We start from the raw sequence: 17734 nt of genomic DNA on the forward strand, positions 1-17734 counted from the left end.
CGGATAAACTGTATTTTTGTGCTTCCATTACGCACAAAGTTTATAATACCAAAAGAATGTCCTTTTGTAAAGGATTATTGCAACTTTTTCGCAACTTTTTGTCCACCATAGATAGACAGGGCTGGAAAGAGGCGAGTTGCGACCAGACAGACCAAGAGAAAGGCTGGCCAATGTTGGAAACCAAAGACCTCACACCCAATCAAGATAGGTCCAATCGTCGTCGAGGTTGCTCCGGCAAAGACTGCTGCATAGCCTAAGGCGGCTACCAGATAAACCGGAAGTCCAAAGAAAGGAGCTAGCCAGACACCCAGACTGGCCCCGATAGAAAAGAGCGGGGTCACTTCTCCTCCCTTATAGCCTGCCGCAATGGTCGTCACCGTGAAGAGGAGCTTGAGGATCCAGTCTGCCCCAGTGATCAAGCTCTTCCCATCAGCTCCTTCAAAACTTTGGGAAATCAGATTGGTCCCCAGTCCCGTGTAGCGACCTGCTCCAATCAGATACAAGAGAATACTCAGACCGAGGCCAACCACTCCAATCCGCACATAGGGATTGGCAAAGGTCCTGGTAAAGCTTTGTTTAAAGGTGCCTAGGAGATAGGCAAAGAGCTTGCCTGTCAGACCAAAGATGACTCCCAAAAGAAGTAACTGCAAGAAGACTTGTGGGGATAGGGAGAGCTTGGCAGAAATGATCTGGGTAAACTTTTCTAGTCCCAAGGTGTGAGAGGTCCAACTAGCAACAAAGGCTGCAATGGCCGCAGGATAAAGAGCCCGCCACTCTAGTCTCCCAACCACTAGGACCTCCATAGCAAAGAAGATGGCAGCTAGAGGCGTCTGAAAGAGTCCCCCGAAGCCGGCAGCCATCCCAGTGACCAAATAAATCCGTGAAGCGTGAGGGCCAAGCCAGTCTCTTCGAAGAGCATGGGCCACTGTTCCCCCAAGCTGGACCGCTACTCCTTCTCGACCAGCAGATCCACCAAAGAGATGGGTCAACCAGGTAGAAAGGATGGTCAAGGGAATCAAGCGCTTGGGAATGGCTTTCTCCCTTCCCTCTCCTACTTCAAAGAGGAGCTCCATCCCTTTTTGACTCTTACCTCCATAGGTGCGATTGAGATAGGTGATCAAGATACCGGCTAGAGGCAGAAAGGGTAAGAGATAGAGAAGGTAATCCGTACGAACTTCTCCAATCCCAATCAAGACACGCCCGAAGAGAGTATCAATCACCCCGACGATCCCCCCGATCATAATGGCATCTAGGGTATATACTAAGGTTCTTTTACTTATCGTCATCTCAAGCACCTTCGTCCCCATCTAATTGATCGGCCTGGTAGCCTCTGGAGCGCTTCATTAAGTCTCGATAAGTCGCAAGGATGGTCTCTTCATAGCGCTTTTCCTGCACCAAGCCAGCGACATTGGCTAAGACCTCATCTTCTCTGCCCCGATCCAAGATAGGATTTTGATGAGTTTCTTTGTACCGAATGATATCTTCTACACAGTGCATCCGGCGTTCCAATAAATGGACCAATTCTTTATCGATGCTATCAATCTCTTGGCGAATTTTCTCTAACTCCATACTGGTCTCCTCACTTTTTGCTCCCATTTTATCAAAAATCGTGCTATCTTACTAGCCCTATCCAGCTATTGAACATTTTCAACCACAAAAAAAGTGCCTGCCACATGCAAACACCTTTCTTAGCTATGGTTTATCCTACTTTTGCTACAAGTTCTTCTGCAAAAGCTTCTAATTTTTCAATATCTTCGTCTTCAGCTGACAAGTCTACCTTGACGCACTCAGAACCTTTAACCGCACCAGTTGCTGCAAAGACACGATCAAAGTCATCGACTGCTTTACAAAACTCATCGTAGAAGGTATCACCTGAACCAACAACACCGTAAATCTTACCATTCAAATCAAGACCAGCTAAGTCTTCATAAAAGTCTACGATTTCGTCAGGAAGCTCACCATCACCGTAAGTATAGGTTGCTACGACTGCAATGTCAGCTTCAAGAAAGTCCTCTGCGTCTACTGTTGTACATTCGTCGACTTCTACTTCGACACCAAGATCACGAAACTTATCGGCTACGATATCAGCAATCTCTTCTGTATTTCCTGTCATACTTGCAAAAACAATCTTTGCTAATGTCATAATTCCCTCCAAATAATAATCTTATGACATTATACCACTTTCGCTCGAATTTTGCATAGGGAAGTACTGGGGACCTGGCATTGTTCGGAAATTCCCCACCAGAGAGCCAGACAACCTTTTTCTTTTCCAAATGCCCTGCTTATGCTAAAATTGAATGAGAACTAAATGAGGTACTATATGCAGATTACACAGGACATTTTAGAGAAAATCAACCAATACGATACCATTATCCTTCACCGTCATATGAATCCCGATCCGGATGCGATCGGAAGCCAGGTCGGCCTGAAAGAGATCATCCAGACCAACTTCCCAGATAAAAGAGTCCTAGCTACCGGCTATGACGAACCGACTCTTGCTTGGATGGCTAGCATGGATACTGTAACTGATGAGGACTATGCAGGTGCCCTGGTCATTGTCTGCGATACTGCCAACACCCCTCGCATCGATGACAAACGCTACACAAGTGGCGATTTTCTGATCAAGATCGACCATCATCCAAACGACGATGCCTACGGAGATCTCCTCTGGGTAGATACAGATTCAAGCTCTACGAGCGAGCTTATCACCCTCTTCGCTCTTGAACAAGAGCTTGAGATCAGTCCAGAAGCAGCCCGTCTCCTCTATGCTGGTATTGTCGGAGACACTGGACGCTTCCTCTATCCTTCGACGACCAGCCGGACTTTCGAGATGGTTGCCCACCTTCGTAGTTTTGACTTTGACTTTGCAGGTCTTTCTCGTCAGATGGACAGCATGAGTTCTAAGATCGCCAAGCTTCAAGGCTATGTCTATGACCATCTCGAAATCGATGAAAATGGAGCTAGTCGCGTGACCCTGACTCAAGATCTTCTCAAACACTACCAAATCACAGATGCCGAGACTGCTGCGATCGTCTCAGCACCTGGTCGGATCGAAGACGTCAGCGTCTGGGCTATCTTTGTCGAGCAAGCTGATGGCCACTACCGCGTCCGTATGAGAAGTAAGGCTCTGGTGATCAATGAGATTGCAAAACGCCACGATGGTGGAGGCCACCCACTCGCCAGTGGAGCCAATTCTTATTCTTTAGAAGAAAACGAGCAAATCTATCGAGAACTACAGGAAGTTGCCAAGACAAAATAGATGTTCATGAAGAATCAAGCAAGCAGGTCAGTCATTTCTAGTGGAGTTGATTGGCCTTTATTCATTTTAAACAAAAACGAATAAATTTTAATAAGATTTAGAAAAATGTGAACGATTTCTTAGATTTCCATTCCAGTTTGAGCTTATTTATGCTATAATAATCACAAAAAAGAGGAGACGTTTTTATGCATAAACATCGTATTTTTATCATTGTCGCAGCAGCTCTTACTGCCATTTCTACCTTTTTGCCGTGGAGTACACTTAATGGTGGATCCTTCGGAAGTTATTCTTTCAGTGGAATTCGAGGTGAATTTGGATGGGTCATCGTTGTCCTAGCTATTGGTGCCATCGTTCTAGCTTGCCTTCCAAACATTGCTCCACCAATGAACAAGAATTTTTCCATTGGTGTCATTGCTATCGGTATTCTTGAAAGCTTAATTACGATCATCACTATGTTTAGAGTTTTGGGTGCTTCATCTGAATTCGGTGATGGCTTTTCTATTGGTTTTGGTTTGATTATTGCAGTCATTGCAAGTATTGCTCTTGTTGTCACAGGACTTCTTGCGATGTCTGGTGGTAAAATCACTAAAGGGACATTCCAAGAACTTGCATCAACAAGTAGAGGATTCGCACAGTCTGTTGCATCATCTGTCCAATCACCACAACAACCAGGTCAACCTGGTCAACAACAATGGCAACAACCGCAACAAGGGTTTGGTCAGCCTGCCCCAGGACAAGGATTCCAACAAGCGCCTCAACAAGGGTTTGGTCAACCTGCTCCAGGACAAGGGTTCCAACAAGCGCCTCAACAAGGGTTTGGTCAACCTGGACAACAACAATGGCAACAACCACAACAAGGGTTTGGTCAGCCTGCCCCAGGACAAGGGTTCCAACAAGCACCTCAACAAGGGTTTGGTCAACCTGCCCCAGGACAAGGGTTCCAACAAGCACCTCAACAAGGATTCCAACAAGCGCCTCAACAAGGGTTCCAACAACCCCAGCAAGGGTTCCAACAAGCACCTCAACAAGGCTTCCAACAAGCACCTCAACAAAGCTTCCAACAAGCACCTCAACAACCTCAGCAAGGGTTCCAACAAGCGCCTCAACAACCTTGGCAACCTCAAGAGCAACAGCAATCTCAACAACCAGAACAGCCAACTACTGAACCTGGTCAAGAATAAAAATATTTCTATTGATCTTACATGTCCAACATTTCTTTACTGGGACTGTTAGGCAGAGTGGGAAAAGCTTGTCTGATAGGATGAGCTTCTCCCACTTTTTTCTTAATAAAAATGCGAAAAATTTGGTAAAAATCCTTGCCAAACTCTTTTGTTTTTGATAAACTAACTTAGTAACAATCTATGGCTCGGAAAGAGACCATGGCAGAAAGGAATTATTGCAAAATGAAAAAAGATATCCATCCAGAATATCGCCCTGTTGTCTTCATGGACACTACTACTGGTTATAAGTTCCTTAGTGGTTCAACTAAGTACTCTAACGAGACTGTTGAATTCGAAGGTGAAACTTACCCATTGATCCGTGTTGAAATTTCATCAGACTCACACCCATTCTACACTGGACGTCAAAAGTTCACTCAAGCAGATGGACGTGTGGATCGTTTCAACAAAAAATACGGTCTCAAATAAGAAATCCATCAAAACCACTTCCACTTGGCAGTGGTTTTTTCTTGTCCTGCCCAGCACAAAAAATACCGCTCCTTCAGGATTCCTGAAAGAGCGGTTTTCTTATTATTCGTAGTCGCCACCGGTAAAGTTGAAGTATTCTTCTAAGCTTTTTCCTGAGGCTGCGACATCTTTTGCATCTTCTCCGATATAGCGAAGGTGCCAGCTTTCCGGCATGTAACCCGTGCTCGCTTCTTTTCCTTCTTGATAACGAACGATAAAACCATACTTGGCAGCGTTCTTGAGCAACCATTTGCTTGCGCCTGCTTCTTGAACGAGATTGCCACTGGTATCGATGAGGTCAAATGCTAGACCTGTCTGGTGCTCGCTATAGCCAGGACGAGCTGAGTAGCGATCTGCTGCAGCGACACCATCTTGATTGACATAGCTTTGGTAGAGATCTACTTGGGTCTCATAACTGCGAAAACCACTGTACTGATCGCTGATAGCATAGCCTTCAGCCTGCATGGCCGCGATCAACTCGTGCAAGGCCGCAACAGCTGTTGGATCCTCACCTGGATTGTAGTCTGCAGCTAAGGGGTAGTGCTTGTTGGCGATGACGATATCTCCAGACTTTCCTTGGACACTGTAATAAGAACCATTAAAGGAAACACCTTGGTCCACCGTTACTTTGCCTGCCTTCTTCGTTGACTTTTCGCTATCGTCAGACGAAGTTGCTTCAGAAGCACTGGTTTCTTTACTAGCTGATGACTGTGCGACTTGCTTACTGGAAGTAGGCTCTTTTTGCGTTGAGCTCTTTGATTCCTTCTGTTGGCCACAAGCGCCTAGGCTCAAAAGAACAAGGCCAGCAAGTGTCCATTTTGTCATGCTTAATTTCATCATAAACCTCCTAATTACCAGCTGTGACCGCAATAGCCGTAATCACGTAAGTATCCCCTACTGGTTTTAGGGTATAGGTCTTGTCCTTGCTACTCTGGCTATCTTTTCGGCTGGTCACATAATGTACAGTATATTCTTCGTGGGTTTTCACGATCACCATTCCGTTCTCTTCGGTAACGCTAAGAACGTTGAAAACACCTGGTGTATAGTAGTCGATTTCAGCCTTCTTGACTCCACCACCTGTTGTCCACTCCACCATTTCCTTGTAGGCGTCACTTGACGTGTCATAGTACTTAGAGTAGGTGTTGGATCTACTTGAGACAGATGAGAAGACTTCTGTCCGGTAGTCTTGGAGGAAGGAGGTTACAGAGGTTTTCTTCTCTTCAGCCTTCTTGGCTTCTTCTTCCTTGGCTTTACGAGCTGTTTCTGCATCTTTCAATCGTTTGGTCACATCCTTAGAAAGCTTCAAAGTGATGACTTCATCGTCATCAGGAGTTTCACCGATTGTGACTTTAGCCTTATCAGTTGTATAGCTCTCACCATTAACATTAAAGACTGCATGAACTTCAATTTCTTGATGGGCTACTACATCGACTTCAAATAAGGTACTTGTGCCGACTTCCTTGCCATTCACTGCTACCTTGATATCAGTTGGATTGCTTACTTCCTCTGGGAATTCAATTTCAAGAAGACGTTTTTCAGAATTGAAGGTCAAGTTCAGCTTGTTCTTAGAAGCCTGAACTGGATCTAACTTGACCTCACTGGAGATTTTTCCAACTTCGGTCTTACCATCTAGTTGCATGTCTCGTGGCGCAAAGTGAACCTTTCCAAGTTTGGTTCTTTGGTTCTTTTTGAGCACTGTCGACTCTTTTTCGCTGGTCTTAAGCTTGGCATCATCCAGATTGGTAATCGCTGTGACTTCAAGTGGATAGGTCGCGATGCGGTATTCTTGAAAGATACCGAATTTCTTATCCGCCTTCTCAATTCCGATCAGTAGATTCTGGTTTTTGTCCTTGACGCTACCTGTTTTTGAAGACTGGGCGATATGATCTAATTCGTAGATGACATCAATCTTCTGAGCAGTCATATAGTCTAGCAAGCCTTGAGCTTCTTCCTTGGTCCACTTGTCCTTGTCACTAGAAAGGATGCTCGCTACTTCTTGGTAATCCTTTTGTTCAATGGCTGTGACCAATTTATCCACTGTCACCTGTGGGCCTGTAGTTGATGAGAAGTAATAGCCTAGACCAGACAAGACCAAGACCAACAAAGTCAAAATGCTGAAAAAGAAGACTTTCTTTTTCTTGCCCTTTTTCTCTTTTTTGACTTTCTTTTCTTTCTTATTCTTGCCTTTCTTGACAGCTTCTTCTAGCTCTGGTGCTCCTGCTGGCGCTGGGGCTTCAACCGGCTAGGACAAGTTTTCTGCTGTCTCTGATGGACTCTCTACTGGTGCGAAGACCTGCGTTGTCTGATTGGTCTCTTCCAAGTCAATCGTCGGAGCAGGCGCTTCTACAATTTCAAAGTTCTGGCTTCGAGCAGATTCAATCTCTTCTGGAAGCGGGCAATGTCCATAGAGGGCGATGAAGCGCTCTTCCCAAGCAAGTTGAAGAGGATTTACAACCGCTTCTACTGGCCCCTGTCCTCCTAAAGCTGACGCTTCTGAAGCCACTTGGTCGATCGCTACTCCAGCAATCGATTTGATTGCCTTAAAATCAAAGCCGGAATCTCTTCCGGCAATGAATTCTTCAGGAGTAGGTTTGCGACCGATTACTTTTTCAAATAATTCTACCCATTTTTTGTTCATCGGTATGTTCTCCTAAAACCTAAAATATTTTCATCCGATATGTATATGAACAAGAATTTTATGACAAGGTTCCTATCTAATTAGAAGAAGGAAGCAATATAGATAGATACTTGTTCTAAAATACGTCTGTCAATGATGCCAACAATTGTGAAGATGACTAGAATGACTGCTGAAGAAGCAAGGAGCAACAAGAATTTGTCAGCCTTGAATTTTGTTCTGTTCAAACCTTGGTAAACAGTATAGAGCAAGCCTAAGAAATAGAGAACGAAGATTAACGATCGAAGGAAGATAAATCCTTCAAAGTACTTGACTAGAGAAAAAATCAAGACAATGAGGGATGCTGGCAAGGCATAGATAGACAAGCGAGCAAACTCATCGAATGAACGTTTGTAGGTGTATTCTTTATCTTGCAAGACAAGGTTACGAACCAAGAAACCAGTTAATTGAGTAACATAAATTGTAAAGAAAGTTACAATGACAATCAATAGGTAAGCTGTAAATCCAACTTCAGCGTAAGGGAAGGCACTCGCCACGAAAAAAAGTGAGAGGCTAAGGATAAATGCAGTCAAGACATAATGAAGGATACCATTTAATACTCTTGGTTGATTTTCTACTGTTGGACGAACCAAAGCAGAAACGAACCATGACCAGAATCCTTTCATTGCTTGTCCAAAGGCATTTGGTTGGACAGGTTGTGCATAATAAGCTTGGCCTGGTTGAGGTTGTCCTGGATAAGGTGTTTGCTGGAAGCCTTGACCTGGAGCTTGACCCGGAGCCGGTTGACCAAATCCTGGTTGTGGCTGTTGTTGAGGTGCTTGCTGGAAGCTATTTGGTTGAGCACCAAATGTTTGTGCTTCTGGCGCAGCAGTAAATTGTGGCGCTTCTTGTACTGGTGCTTCTGGCGCAGCAGCAAATTGTGGCGCTTCTTGTACTGGTGCTTCTGGTGCAGCAGCAAATTGAGGTGCTTCTTGGACTGGCACCTCTGGCGCAGCAGCAAATTGTGGCGTTTCTTGTGCTGGCGCTTCTGGAGCAGCTGTGAATTGTGGCGCTTCTTGGACTGGTGCTTCTGGAGCAGCAGCAAATTGTGGCGCTTCTTGAGCTGGTGCTTCTGGAGCAGTAGCAAATTGTGAAGCCGCTTCTTCTGGTGCTACTGGAGCAGCGACGAATCCAGCGCTTGCTTGGTCTGGAGCTGCTGGAGCACCTACAAATTGTAAAGCTTCTTGAGCTGCCTGTTCTTCTTGGAACTCACCTGCAGCCAATGCTTGTGCGATCTCTGCTTCAGTTGCTGAACGACCGTTCACAGCTTCAAAGTAATCAAGCCAATCCTGTTTGATCATAAAATAATCTCCTTATAAAATAAAATACAGATATATTATATAAAAATTTTAGCTATAATTCAATATTCTACAGGAATCAACTGTCTAGAGCATCCCAACTATTCAAATGCATCCATGCCACCTTGGACGTTGGTCACATCATAGCCCTCTTCTTCCAAAAATTGGCAGGCACGGGCTGAGCGCCGGCCAGACTTGCAGATGACATAATAGGCTTGCTCCTTGTCTAGTTCTGAATACCGTTCTGCTAACACGGATAAGGGAAGCAAGGTCACTCCGTCCAGATGAAGGGCATCGTATTCCTCCTGCTCACGGACATCGACGACTTGGATCTCTCCAGCTTGGTACTTTGCTAAAAAGTCATTAAATGGAATTTCTTTCATGATTTCTCCTTTTTGTTGCCACTATGGCAAGGTTAGTATTTCATAGTTAAAATCAATGGACTCTAAAAAACGAAATAGGTCTTGGGTTTTGATAAAGATTGTCTTTTCATTGGTGTTAGGATGGAAGGTCATGATTTCCTCTGACACAATATCCTGATCAAAATAGACGAGAATATCTTTTTCTTCATTGTTTAACAAGCCAAATGGGGATACTGTCCCAGCTGGTAATTGCATTTTTTCTGCTAGAGATTCAGCTGAAGCCATACGTATCCGATTGGCTCCTACTTGCTCTTTGAAGTCATCCATATCTAAGAGTTTCTGGTCATCCATGATGAGCAGATAGTACTGGGTTTTCTTTTTGTTGGTCAAAAACATGGACTTTGTCCGGACCCCTTCGAGACCTTCAATATAAGAATCGGCCTGCTCAGTCGTGAATGCTGGTGGGTGTTCCACCACATCAAATTCAATCCCGAGTTCGTCTAATTTGTCTTTGACTTTTTGATATGGATCCATGGAAATACCTCCTTTTACAATTATCACTAACTATTATTTTGTATGTTCGGCTATAATCTGCTGGACTCGAGACCGGAGAGCCGGCACCACTTCTGACTCAAACCAAGGATTCTTGGCCATCCAGATCTGATTGCGAGGCGAAGGGTGGACCAGAGGGAAATAGTCGGGCAGGTAGTCCTTGTACCGTCTCACCCGCTCTGTCACCTTGCCACTGACCTTCTCATGAAGATAGTAGGCTTGGGCGTACTGGCCAATCAAGAGGGTCAACTCAATATCTGGACACTCTTTGAGGAGTTGAGGATGCCACTTTTCCGCAAAGCCCTTGCGAGGTGGCAGATCTCCTGACTTGCCATGACCTGGGAAATAAAAGTCCATAGGAATGACCGCAAATATACCCGAATGGTAGAAGGTCTCTTCATCGACTCCTAACCATTCCCTTAAGCGGTCCCCACTCTTGTCCTTCCAGTAGAGGCCTGCTTCCTGTGTCTTAAGGCCAGGTGCCTGTCCGATAATATTGATTCGAGCTGTCTTTGGTGCCGCAAACAAGGGCTCAATCCCTTTATCCGTATAGTCTTTGTTTTGTGGATCAGCCATGATGGCTTTTTTGATCTGCTCTAGTTGCTTCATTTCTCCTCCTCTAAGCAAAAACTCAGCCAGCAAGTGCCGACTGAGTAGCGTCTTATTTGATGAGTTCGTAGATAGCTTCTGCGTAAATTGCAGCTGCACGGTAGAGATCTTCTACATCCGTAAATTCATTGGCTTGGTGCATAGTGTTCACATAGTCTGGGAACATGGCACCGAAGGCAACCCCACGTTTTAATAGACGACCAAAGGTTCCACCACCGATTACTTGCTCATGACCTTTCAGTCCAGTTTGTTTTTCATAGACACGCAACAGCGTTGAGACCAATTCATCTTCCATTGGAACATAGTGAGGTGTGTGGCCGTGGGCAGACAAGGTGACAGATGCCACTCCTTCTACTTTTTCAAGTCCAGCTTTGATGGTTTCTGGATCTGTTCCTTTAGGGTAACGAATGTTCAAGGCGATGGTGTTATCTGAGCTATTCTCGTCGAAGTTGAAGACACCCGCATTCATGCTGAGAGCCCCCATCTTTTCATCCGTATGGGCAATGCCTAGCTTCTCACCAGCAAAATCTTCGTGAAGAAGAGAAGCTGACACTTGCAAGTAGGCTTTGGCATCTCCACCAAAGTCAAACTGGTTCAAGAAGAGAGCCAAGTAGGTCGCTCCATTGATCCCAGCTTCTGGAGTAGAGCCGTGGGCAGATTTCCCGATAATAGTGAGCTTAAATTTACCGTCATCCTCTGTTGCTACTTCATAACGAAGTTGGTGTTCATTGGCAAAGGCCTCCAAGAGACTAACTAGATCTGGCAATTGTCCTGAAACAAGAGCTGTCGCTGACTCAGGTACCATGTTTTCACGAAGGCCACCGGTGAAGCTATGAAGATGGGCTTGACCTGTGTTTTGACCACCAAAATGGAGGTACTCGGTAATGTTTCCTTTTTCTCCGTTGATGATTGGGAATTCAGCATCTGGAGAGAAACCAAAGTCTGGATCAGGAAGTCCGACATGTTTAAAATAGTAGTCCATATCGCCCCAGCCGGATTCTTCATCTGTACCGACTACGAAGCGCACACGCTTAGATACAGGCAATCCCAGATCCTTGATAATCTTCAAGCCGTAGTAACAAGCTACTGTAGGCCCCTTATCATCCGATGAACCACGGGCATAGAGCTTGCCATCGATAATCTCTGGTTTGTAAGGGTCTGTGTTCCAGCCACTACCAGCAGGCACCACGTCCATATGGGCAAAGATCCCGAGCTCTTCTTCCCCTTGTCCAAAGGTGAAGTGACCAGCATAGTTGTCCACATTGGTTGTTTCATAGCCATCACGCTCAGCAATTTCCAAGAATTTCTCAAGAGCTTTGACTGGTCCAGGTCCATAAGGGTGAGTCGCATCTGCTTGGCTATCATCCCGTTCTGAGTTGATTTCTAAAAGGCTGAAAAGGTCAGCCATCATTTCTTCGCGACGTTTTTCTACTTCTGCTTTAAAGTCAATTGTTGTCATGCATTCCTCCATTAGTTCTATTTAAATTGAATTTCCTAGAATCCCATCAGCGACTGTCCACCAAAGGATTCTAGAAAACCGGACTTGTATCGTACGAGACGAGACCATCCGGTTCTTCCTGTTTCTATTAGCGTTTTTCAATGATTTCGTCTACTGGTAAGCGGTAGCTAGGTTCCACCTTCTCCGCTGCGTAACCGACTGTGATCAAGAGTTCTGGACGGAAACGCTCTTCGATTTCCAAGACTTCATTGACTTTTGATTTGTCAAAGCCCAGGATGATGTTAGAGCCGATCCCTTGGTCGGTCAAGGCCAATACCAAGTTCATCGCGACCAATCCAGCATTTAATGCCAAGTAATCGCTGATCTGTTGTTCATTGTAGCGAGCATATTCTGCGGGAAGATTTTGCATGAAGTATTGCAACTGCTCCTCTGTGAAGTTCTTGACCCCACCGACACGCGCAATCTTCCGAGCCCGACGTTCCAAATCAGTATCCGTAAAGAGAGCGATGGTCACAGGTGCTTCCATGACTTGGTCATAGTTCCCACCATAAGCTACTTTTGCCAATTCTGCATTTTTCTGGCGAACGACCACGAATTTCCATGGTTGGCTATTGTGCGCACTTGGAGCCAAGGTAGCAATTTCAATAGCTGTACGTACATCCTTGGGATCGACCGGCTGGTCTGTGAAATGCTTGATCGCATGACGTTTTTTGTTGAGTTCTAGGAATTTCATAGTCAACTTCCTTTTCTAATTCTATTACCTCTATTTTAACACAAAATGAAAGAGCTTGCAGAGTTTTTTCATTGATCTTTTAGGAGAGAAAGTCATAGAAGTTCTTGACATCTTGGTCATAACCATACTTCTTATTAAGACTTGCGAGGAGTTCTTTGTTATGGCCCCGATAGTTATCCTCCCGTCTCAATTCTTCATACATCTCAATAAAGGGGAGGCCCTTATCTTTGGCATCTTGGAGCTCTGCTTCATAGTCATAAGATACCTTGCGAAATTGCAGGTTGGTCACCCCATCTTCTTCAACATCGATCAGCGCATACTGGGCCCTATGGTTTTGTATGGGTTCCCAGTCAAAATAAGGCATACCAATGGTGCCGGGATTGATGATTTGCTGACCCTGACTACCATAGCGAAGCAACTGCTTGTGGACATGCCCGTAGATGGCCACATCGGTCTGGTCATCGAGCAATTGGTCAAAGTTCTCCGTCGCATTAGCTGGACGCAAGTCCCCACCATAATTCTTTTCTGGCAAGTTGTGGGTCAGTGAAAAGCGAATGCCATTGACCTCCTTCTTCTCCATTAGAGGAAGCGAGCGAAGCCAATCGATCCGCTTAGGATCCAGTCTTTCCATAATATACTGAGTCAGACGGAGAAGCTGAACCTCCTGCGGATCATCAAGTCCGTACTCACCATCCAAAGCCTCTAGGACACAATCGTCCCAATTTCCACGAACAGCTGCTGTAATGGGAATCGTATCTAGCAAGTCAAAAAGGTCCTCTCTCCCTGGACCTGGTAACAAAATGTCCCCTAATAGCCAGTATTCCGTCGCGCCTTGAGCCCGCGCATCCGCAATTACTGCCTCCAGAGCTGTCGTATCTCCGTGGATATCAGATAAAATAGCGATTCGATGGTTCATAACTACTCCTTTATCGATCAAAAATCTGTGTGCATTAAGTATAACAAAAACAAATAAAAAACTTGAAAACCATCCATGAAAATGGATGGTGCCATTACTCAAATCCTTGGGAGGGCTCCGCCACTTCCATCAACGGACGTGCTTCTTCTTGCTGTCCTTGATGGAGCTTGGCTTGCACTGCTTCCGCCACTGCACGCGGGATACCGACTGTGACGATTTCATCTACAGTGGCTTCTTTGATCTTGGTCAGTGACTTGAAGTGCTTCATCAGCAACTGCTTGCGTTTTTGACCCAAGCCTTCGATGCCGTCCAACTGGGAGGAGAAAGAATTCTTGGACCGTAGCTGGCGGTGGAAGGTGATGGCGAAGCGATGAACTTCATCCTGGATCCGCTGGAGAAGGAAAAATTCCTGCGAGGTCCGAGAGAGTTCGATGACTTGGAGAGGATCGCCAAAGAGCAATTCATGGGTCTGGTGCTTGTCATTCTTTTGCAGGCCTGCGATGGGAATATCCAGCCCCAACTCTTCCTGGATCACTTGCTTGGCAATATTGACCTGTCCCTGCCCACCGTCGATAACAATCAAATCTGGTGGCGTCAGGCCATCCCGCATGACACGACTGTAACGTCTGCGGATGACCTCCCGCATGCTGGCATAGTCATCTGGTCCGACGACGGTCTTGATTTTGTACTTGCGGTAATCCTTTTTGCTTGGCTTTCCATTGACAAAGACGACCATGGCAGAAACCGGACTGGTCCCCATGATGTTGGAGTTATCAAAAGACTCAATCCGCACAGGGGTTGGAATTTGCAGGAGTTTTCCAAGATTTTCAATAGCACCTTGGGTCTTTTCCATGGATTTTTCAAGGAGATTAAACTTCTGCTCCAGACTAACACGCGCATTCTTGATGGCCAGATTGACCAACTGCTTCTTCTCCCCTCGCTGGGGTTTGAGGACCTTGGTATCCACAAGAGCCTTGACCGCTTCCTCATCGATATCTTGAGGGATCAGGATTTCATTGGGGATCAGGTGAGATTTCTCCTGGTAAAACTGTCCCACATAGGTCAGGAAATCCTCGTCCGGATCATTGTAGTAAGGGAAGAGATTGACATCCCGCTCGATCAGCTTGCCCTGACGGACAAAGAAGACCTGCACACACATCCAGCCCTTGTCCACGTAATAGCCAAAGACGTCCCTGTTCTGCAAATCCTTGGCCATGACCCGCTGTTTAGTCCGCAGGGTCCCGATGGCCTGGATCAGATCCCGGTACTCGGCCGCTCGCTCAAATTCCATGTTTTGCGCTGCGGTATTCATCTTTACCTTGAGCTCATCTATAATCTTGTCATCCTGCCCTTTAAGAAAATCAGAAACCTCCTGAGCCATGCCCTTGAAATAGGACTCGTCCTTGTGGCAGACCGTGTGGGCCATACATTGCCCTAGATGGTAGTAAAAGCAGACCTTAGAAGGCGGATTGGTACACTTGCGGAATGGGAAAATCCGATCCAAAAGCCGCTTGATCTCATTGGCCGCCCCTACGTCTGGATAGGGACCGAAATAGAGACCGCCATCCTTTTTGACCTGGCGCGTGATGATGAGGCGCGGATAGCGCTCATTGGTAATCTTGATGAAGGGATAGGACTTGTCGTCCTTGAGCATGATATTGTATTTGGGCTTGTTCTCCTTGATGAGATTGATCTCCAGAAGCAAGGCCTCAATATTGGACTCAGTGACGATAAACTCAAAATCCACAATCTCAGATACCAGGGCTTCCGTCTTGGTATCGTGGCTTCCTCTGAAATAGGACCGCACCCGATTGCGAAGATTCTTGGCCTTCCCCACATAGATGATGGTACCGTTCTTATCTTTGTGAATGTAACAGCCCGGACTCGTCGGCAAGAGCTCGAGCTTGGATTTAATCAAGTTATTCATACTCCCTATTATAACAAAAAAGAGAGGTCTAGCACTTGCCCAACCTCTCTATAATCTATTAAATTGATTGATGATTTAACAAAAATAACATCTGAAAAATGACCGATCCAAATTGCAATTGTATTCTTCATTTTCCTTATAAAAGCTTATTATATTACGTCCACTTTAATGTGGATAACTAGCTCTACCTCTTACTATATAAACTAAAAGCTATATTGAAACAATAAGCAATGATTATTGAGTAAAATATAAGCTTTAAAAAAAGGGGGCATGTTAATTTATTGCTAAAATAAGCTATTGATGTCAGGATTAGAAGAGAGAAACAAAATAATGATAGTTTAATTTTAAGGCCACGCATTTATGCTTCTCCTTTCTAACCTAAACGAACTATTTTCGCTTTCATTGTAGCATAAAACATAATGGAATGTTCAAAATATCATTAAATTATCTTCAAATGTTTTCATTGCAACAATCCTATTCTCTTTAATTCGTTCAAGGCCTCTTTCTTAGATGGTGATTTGCCACGCGCAAGGAAGTCTTTGATATCCTGAACGTGATCATAAAAATTAAAATTGATTTCTTTTAAATTCTCAATAAAAATCTCTAACAAAGAACCGTCGATATTTTCCAAAGGAGACGATAGTGCTGCCTTATTTTCAAATGAATAAGCTTCTTTTGCAGTTGAGCCTATCGCGTAACTGATATTATCCCAGGATGGGATATTCGCTTCATTTTCATCCAATTGCATATAAATGAAAATACCACCATCATCAGTTCCATCATCCAACAGAGCATAGAGCTCTTCTCCACCTCTATCTTTATTCTCCAAAAAGCTCCAACAAGCATCGAAAGCAGAGCGAATCCGAGGTTTATAGGGTGTTGCCAGTTGATTAACGATCGCTTCTAAAAAGTAAGCATCAAATAACGATCAAACATACTTTCTCCTTGTCTTACACTCTCTCTATTATAATGGAGACAGACTATTGTTTTAAGTAAAATAGTTAGATATTTATAAAAAAATGACTTTTTTAGTCAATTAAGAGGATAAAAAACTTTCTGCCGTGAGAAAAGTGCCTGAAACAATTCGAATTTCAGGCACTCAGGAGTTTTGAGAGTAAAACAGTTTTGGGAACTGTTTTAGCCTGAGCCCAGAAATTAAAGAGCGAAGGGGCTCAAAACTAAGTCATGGAACTTCCTTGAAGTTCGCTGACGTCCGTACTCACCTAAGGAAAGTTTTTCAGAAGAATTTATCTTCAATCAAAGAGGGATCGAAAACGATCCCTCTTTGATATTAATAGCCTTTTAAATAAGGAAGTAAGGACATAAGAGTTGTCCCAAGGACCAAGACCCAGAACCAGAAGGAATACAAGCTTCTTTGGAAGACACCAGGTGCTGGTCGGTTTTCTTGAATGTAGTGAAAAATAGCTTTTCTTTTTAAAATCAAAACGATGGTAAAGGCGATGGTTCCACCTAAAAAGACCAGAATTTGAACCCACTCGGCTACATTCATACTCACATGCGTACCGAGGTAATGAAGCCCTTGCGAGAGGACCAGGTTGTTAAAGATATGGTAGAAAATAGCCCACCAGATCGAATACTCGAAGGTCAAGTAGCCAAAACCAAAACCTATAATGGTTGCAAAGAACAACTGATCAAAATTGGCATGGAACAATCCAAAAGCCAACGCTGTCATAACGATCGCAAAGACTTTTCCATACTTTTCTAAGGCTCTCAGTCCAGCGGCTCGGAATACCAATTCCTCTGTGATGGGACCGATCAGGGTCGCATAGAGCAAGAGACTCCAAGACTGGCTAAGTTGCTCAGACATATCCTCTTGAGGCTTGTAAAAGCCCAGGGTTCCCATCATGTGGTCTAAGAGTTGAGATAAGGCGCTAGAAGCCAACTGGGCGAACCCCAAGAAGGCAATGAAGACTAAGAAAGTCTGCCAGGTCATCTTGCGTCCCTTTTGTCTCACATCTCCTTTAAAGAGGGAGCCTTGCCGATAGAGGGCAAATAGGAGGACTCCTATACTGACAGATATTAGATAGCTAATCCCATTCCCATTGATGAGATTTTCTACATACTCCTGCTTCTCTGCCATCTCCAATCCATACCGTCCAAACATAAAGAGGGTAATGGCAAAGGTCAAAATGATGCTAACAAAGACCATGACCAAGAGATAGAGACAAACCATCCCCGAAAAGCTTCCCAAATCCTTTTTGGGATCTAAAAATCGATTAAACTGTTTCATCCATTCACT

General features: G+C 44.7%; 19 protein-coding genes. 3 read left to right on the top strand and 16 right to left on the bottom strand.

The genetic code is table 11. From position 1 onward, the window contains the following. Window positions 1–74 precede the first annotated feature (74 nt). From D7D50_RS08515 to D7D50_RS08525, 3 genes are all read right to left on the bottom strand, one after another. Window positions 75–1286, bottom strand: coding sequence for a chloride channel protein (locus D7D50_RS08515; RefSeq protein WP_117744186.1), 1212 nt, complete (start codon window positions 1284–1286; stop codon window positions 75–77). A gap of 1 nt (window position 1287) precedes the next feature. Then, window positions 1288–1569 carry a chorismate mutase gene (locus D7D50_RS08520; protein ID WP_117744185.1) on the bottom strand — a complete coding sequence of 94 codons (282 nt, stop codon included), beginning with the start codon at window positions 1567–1569 and terminating at the stop codon, window positions 1288–1290. 130 nt (window positions 1570–1699) lie between these two features. Then, window positions 1700–2143 carry a flavodoxin gene (locus tag D7D50_RS08525; RefSeq protein WP_117744184.1) on the bottom strand — a complete coding sequence of 148 codons (444 nt, stop codon included), beginning with the start codon at window positions 2141–2143 and terminating at the stop codon, window positions 1700–1702. Between the two features lie 177 nt (window positions 2144–2320). Here D7D50_RS08525 and D7D50_RS08530 point away from each other — a divergent pair, with 177 nt between their 5' ends. From D7D50_RS08530 to D7D50_RS08540, 3 genes are all read left to right on the top strand, one after another. Beyond that, the gene (locus D7D50_RS08530) at window positions 2321–3259 is read left to right on the top strand and encodes a DHH family phosphoesterase (protein WP_120701993.1); all 939 of its coding nucleotides are present in this window, start codon (window positions 2321–2323) and stop codon (window positions 3257–3259) included. Window positions 3260–3444: 185 nt separating this feature from the next. Then, entirely contained in the window at window positions 3445–4440 is a 996-nt protein-coding gene (locus tag D7D50_RS08535) for a hypothetical protein (RefSeq protein WP_120701994.1), read from the top strand. A 222-nt stretch (window positions 4441–4662) separates the two neighbouring features. Beyond that, window positions 4663–4905, top strand: a complete 243-nt coding sequence (locus tag D7D50_RS08540; RefSeq protein ID WP_023023047.1) for a type B 50S ribosomal protein L31 — start codon at window positions 4663–4665, stop codon at window positions 4903–4905. 102 nt (window positions 4906–5007) lie between these two features. On the opposite strand, the gene ldcB is transcribed toward D7D50_RS08540, so the two are convergent. The 13 genes from ldcB to D7D50_RS08600 all read right to left on the bottom strand — a co-directional run bounded on the left by ldcB (window position 5008) and on the right by D7D50_RS08600 (window position 17725). Further along, window positions 5008–5781: an LD-carboxypeptidase LdcB/DacB gene (gene ldcB / locus D7D50_RS08545; RefSeq protein ID WP_120701995.1), complete on the bottom strand. Its 774-nt coding sequence runs from the start codon at window positions 5779–5781 to the stop codon at window positions 5008–5010. A gap of 10 nt (window positions 5782–5791) precedes the next feature. Continuing rightward, a complete protein-coding gene (locus tag D7D50_RS08550; protein ID WP_227877733.1) occupies window positions 5792–7054 on the bottom strand; it encodes a TcaA second domain-containing protein in 1263 nt (420 codons plus the stop codon). Window positions 7055–7186: 132 nt separating this feature from the next. Further along, window positions 7187–7582, bottom strand: a complete 396-nt coding sequence (locus D7D50_RS10270; protein WP_162614516.1) for a hypothetical protein — start codon at window positions 7580–7582, stop codon at window positions 7187–7189. Between the two features lie 80 nt (window positions 7583–7662). Further along, window positions 7663–8919, bottom strand: a complete 1257-nt coding sequence (locus D7D50_RS08555; RefSeq protein ID WP_120701996.1) for a DUF6574 domain-containing protein — start codon at window positions 8917–8919, stop codon at window positions 7663–7665. Between the two features lie 98 nt (window positions 8920–9017). Then, window positions 9018–9299: a rhodanese-like domain-containing protein gene (locus D7D50_RS08560; protein ID WP_117744179.1), complete on the bottom strand. Its 282-nt coding sequence runs from the start codon at window positions 9297–9299 to the stop codon at window positions 9018–9020. A gap of 21 nt (window positions 9300–9320) precedes the next feature. Beyond that, a complete protein-coding gene (locus tag D7D50_RS08565; RefSeq protein WP_120701997.1) occupies window positions 9321–9812 on the bottom strand; it encodes a prolyl-tRNA synthetase associated domain-containing protein in 492 nt (163 codons plus the stop codon). A gap of 33 nt (window positions 9813–9845) precedes the next feature. Beyond that, window positions 9846–10439: a uracil-DNA glycosylase family protein gene (locus tag D7D50_RS08570; RefSeq protein ID WP_120701998.1), complete on the bottom strand. Its 594-nt coding sequence runs from the start codon at window positions 10437–10439 to the stop codon at window positions 9846–9848. Window positions 10440–10491: 52 nt separating this feature from the next. Beyond that, window positions 10492–11898: a dipeptidase PepV gene (gene pepV, locus D7D50_RS08575; protein WP_120701999.1), complete on the bottom strand. Its 1407-nt coding sequence runs from the start codon at window positions 11896–11898 to the stop codon at window positions 10492–10494. A gap of 127 nt (window positions 11899–12025) precedes the next feature. Continuing rightward, entirely contained in the window at window positions 12026–12631 is a 606-nt protein-coding gene (locus D7D50_RS08580) for a nitroreductase family protein (RefSeq protein ID WP_120702000.1), read from the bottom strand. A 79-nt stretch (window positions 12632–12710) separates the two neighbouring features. Beyond that, entirely contained in the window at window positions 12711–13547 is an 837-nt protein-coding gene (locus D7D50_RS08585) for a metallophosphoesterase family protein (protein ID WP_120702001.1), read from the bottom strand. 94 nt (window positions 13548–13641) lie between these two features. Next, window positions 13642–15474: an excinuclease ABC subunit UvrC gene (gene uvrC / locus D7D50_RS08590; RefSeq protein ID WP_120702002.1), complete on the bottom strand. Its 1833-nt coding sequence runs from the start codon at window positions 15472–15474 to the stop codon at window positions 13642–13644. A 460-nt stretch (window positions 15475–15934) separates the two neighbouring features. Next, window positions 15935–16303 carry an Imm6 family immunity protein gene (locus D7D50_RS08595; protein ID WP_023023026.1) on the bottom strand — a complete coding sequence of 123 codons (369 nt, stop codon included), beginning with the start codon at window positions 16301–16303 and terminating at the stop codon, window positions 15935–15937. A 462-nt stretch (window positions 16304–16765) separates the two neighbouring features. After that, the gene (locus D7D50_RS08600; protein WP_120702003.1) at window positions 16766–17725 is read right to left on the bottom strand and encodes a CPBP family intramembrane glutamic endopeptidase; all 960 of its coding nucleotides are present in this window, start codon (window positions 17723–17725) and stop codon (window positions 16766–16768) included. Window positions 17726–17734: the final 9 nt, after the last annotated feature.

The organism is Streptococcus koreensis, assembly GCF_003627135.1.
Lineage (GTDB): Bacteria > Bacillota > Bacilli > Lactobacillales > Streptococcaceae > Streptococcus > Streptococcus ilei.

What these genes read in the sequence shown, in the direction of transcription:
- D7D50_RS08560 (WP_117744179.1), bottom strand. Translation starts at nt 9,299, where the DNA reads ATGAAAGAAATTCCATTTAATGACTTTTTAGCAAAGTACCAAGCTGGA.
- D7D50_RS08585 (WP_120702001.1), bottom strand. Translation starts at nt 13,547, where the DNA reads ATGAACCATCGAATCGCTATTTTATCTGATATCCACGGAGATACGACA.
- D7D50_RS08580 (WP_120702000.1), bottom strand. Translation starts at nt 12,631, where the DNA reads ATGAAATTCCTAGAACTCAACAAAAAACGTCATGCGATCAAGCATTTC.
- D7D50_RS08525 (WP_117744184.1), bottom strand. Translation starts at nt 2,143, where the DNA reads ATGACATTAGCAAAGATTGTTTTTGCAAGTATGACAGGAAATACAGAA.
- D7D50_RS08555 (WP_120701996.1), bottom strand. Translation starts at nt 8,919, where the DNA reads ATGATCAAACAGGATTGGCTTGATTACTTTGAAGCTGTGAACGGTCGT.
- D7D50_RS08570 (WP_120701998.1), bottom strand. Translation starts at nt 10,439, where the DNA reads ATGAAGCAACTAGAGCAGATCAAAAAAGCCATCATGGCTGATCCACAA.
- D7D50_RS08530 (WP_120701993.1), top strand. Translation starts at nt 2,321, where the DNA reads ATGCAGATTACACAGGACATTTTAGAGAAAATCAACCAATACGATACC.
- D7D50_RS08520 (WP_117744185.1), bottom strand. Translation starts at nt 1,569, where the DNA reads ATGGAGTTAGAGAAAATTCGCCAAGAGATTGATAGCATCGATAAAGAA.
- D7D50_RS08515 (WP_117744186.1), bottom strand. Translation starts at nt 1,286, where the DNA reads ATGACGATAAGTAAAAGAACCTTAGTATATACCCTAGATGCCATTATG.
- D7D50_RS10270 (WP_162614516.1), bottom strand. Translation starts at nt 7,582, where the DNA reads ATGAACAAAAAATGGGTAGAATTATTTGAAAAAGTAATCGGTCGCAAA.
- ldcB (WP_120701995.1), bottom strand. Translation starts at nt 5,781, where the DNA reads ATGAAATTAAGCATGACAAAATGGACACTTGCTGGCCTTGTTCTTTTG.
- D7D50_RS08535 (WP_120701994.1), top strand. Translation starts at nt 3,445, where the DNA reads ATGCATAAACATCGTATTTTTATCATTGTCGCAGCAGCTCTTACTGCC.
- D7D50_RS08600 (WP_120702003.1), bottom strand. Translation starts at nt 17,725, where the DNA reads ATGAAACAGTTTAATCGATTTTTAGATCCCAAAAAGGATTTGGGAAGC.
- D7D50_RS08540 (WP_023023047.1), top strand. Translation starts at nt 4,663, where the DNA reads ATGAAAAAAGATATCCATCCAGAATATCGCCCTGTTGTCTTCATGGAC.
- pepV (WP_120701999.1), bottom strand. Translation starts at nt 11,898, where the DNA reads ATGACAACAATTGACTTTAAAGCAGAAGTAGAAAAACGTCGCGAAGAA.
- D7D50_RS08565 (WP_120701997.1), bottom strand. Translation starts at nt 9,812, where the DNA reads ATGGATCCATATCAAAAAGTCAAAGACAAATTAGACGAACTCGGGATT.
- uvrC (WP_120702002.1), bottom strand. Translation starts at nt 15,474, where the DNA reads ATGAATAACTTGATTAAATCCAAGCTCGAGCTCTTGCCGACGAGTCCG.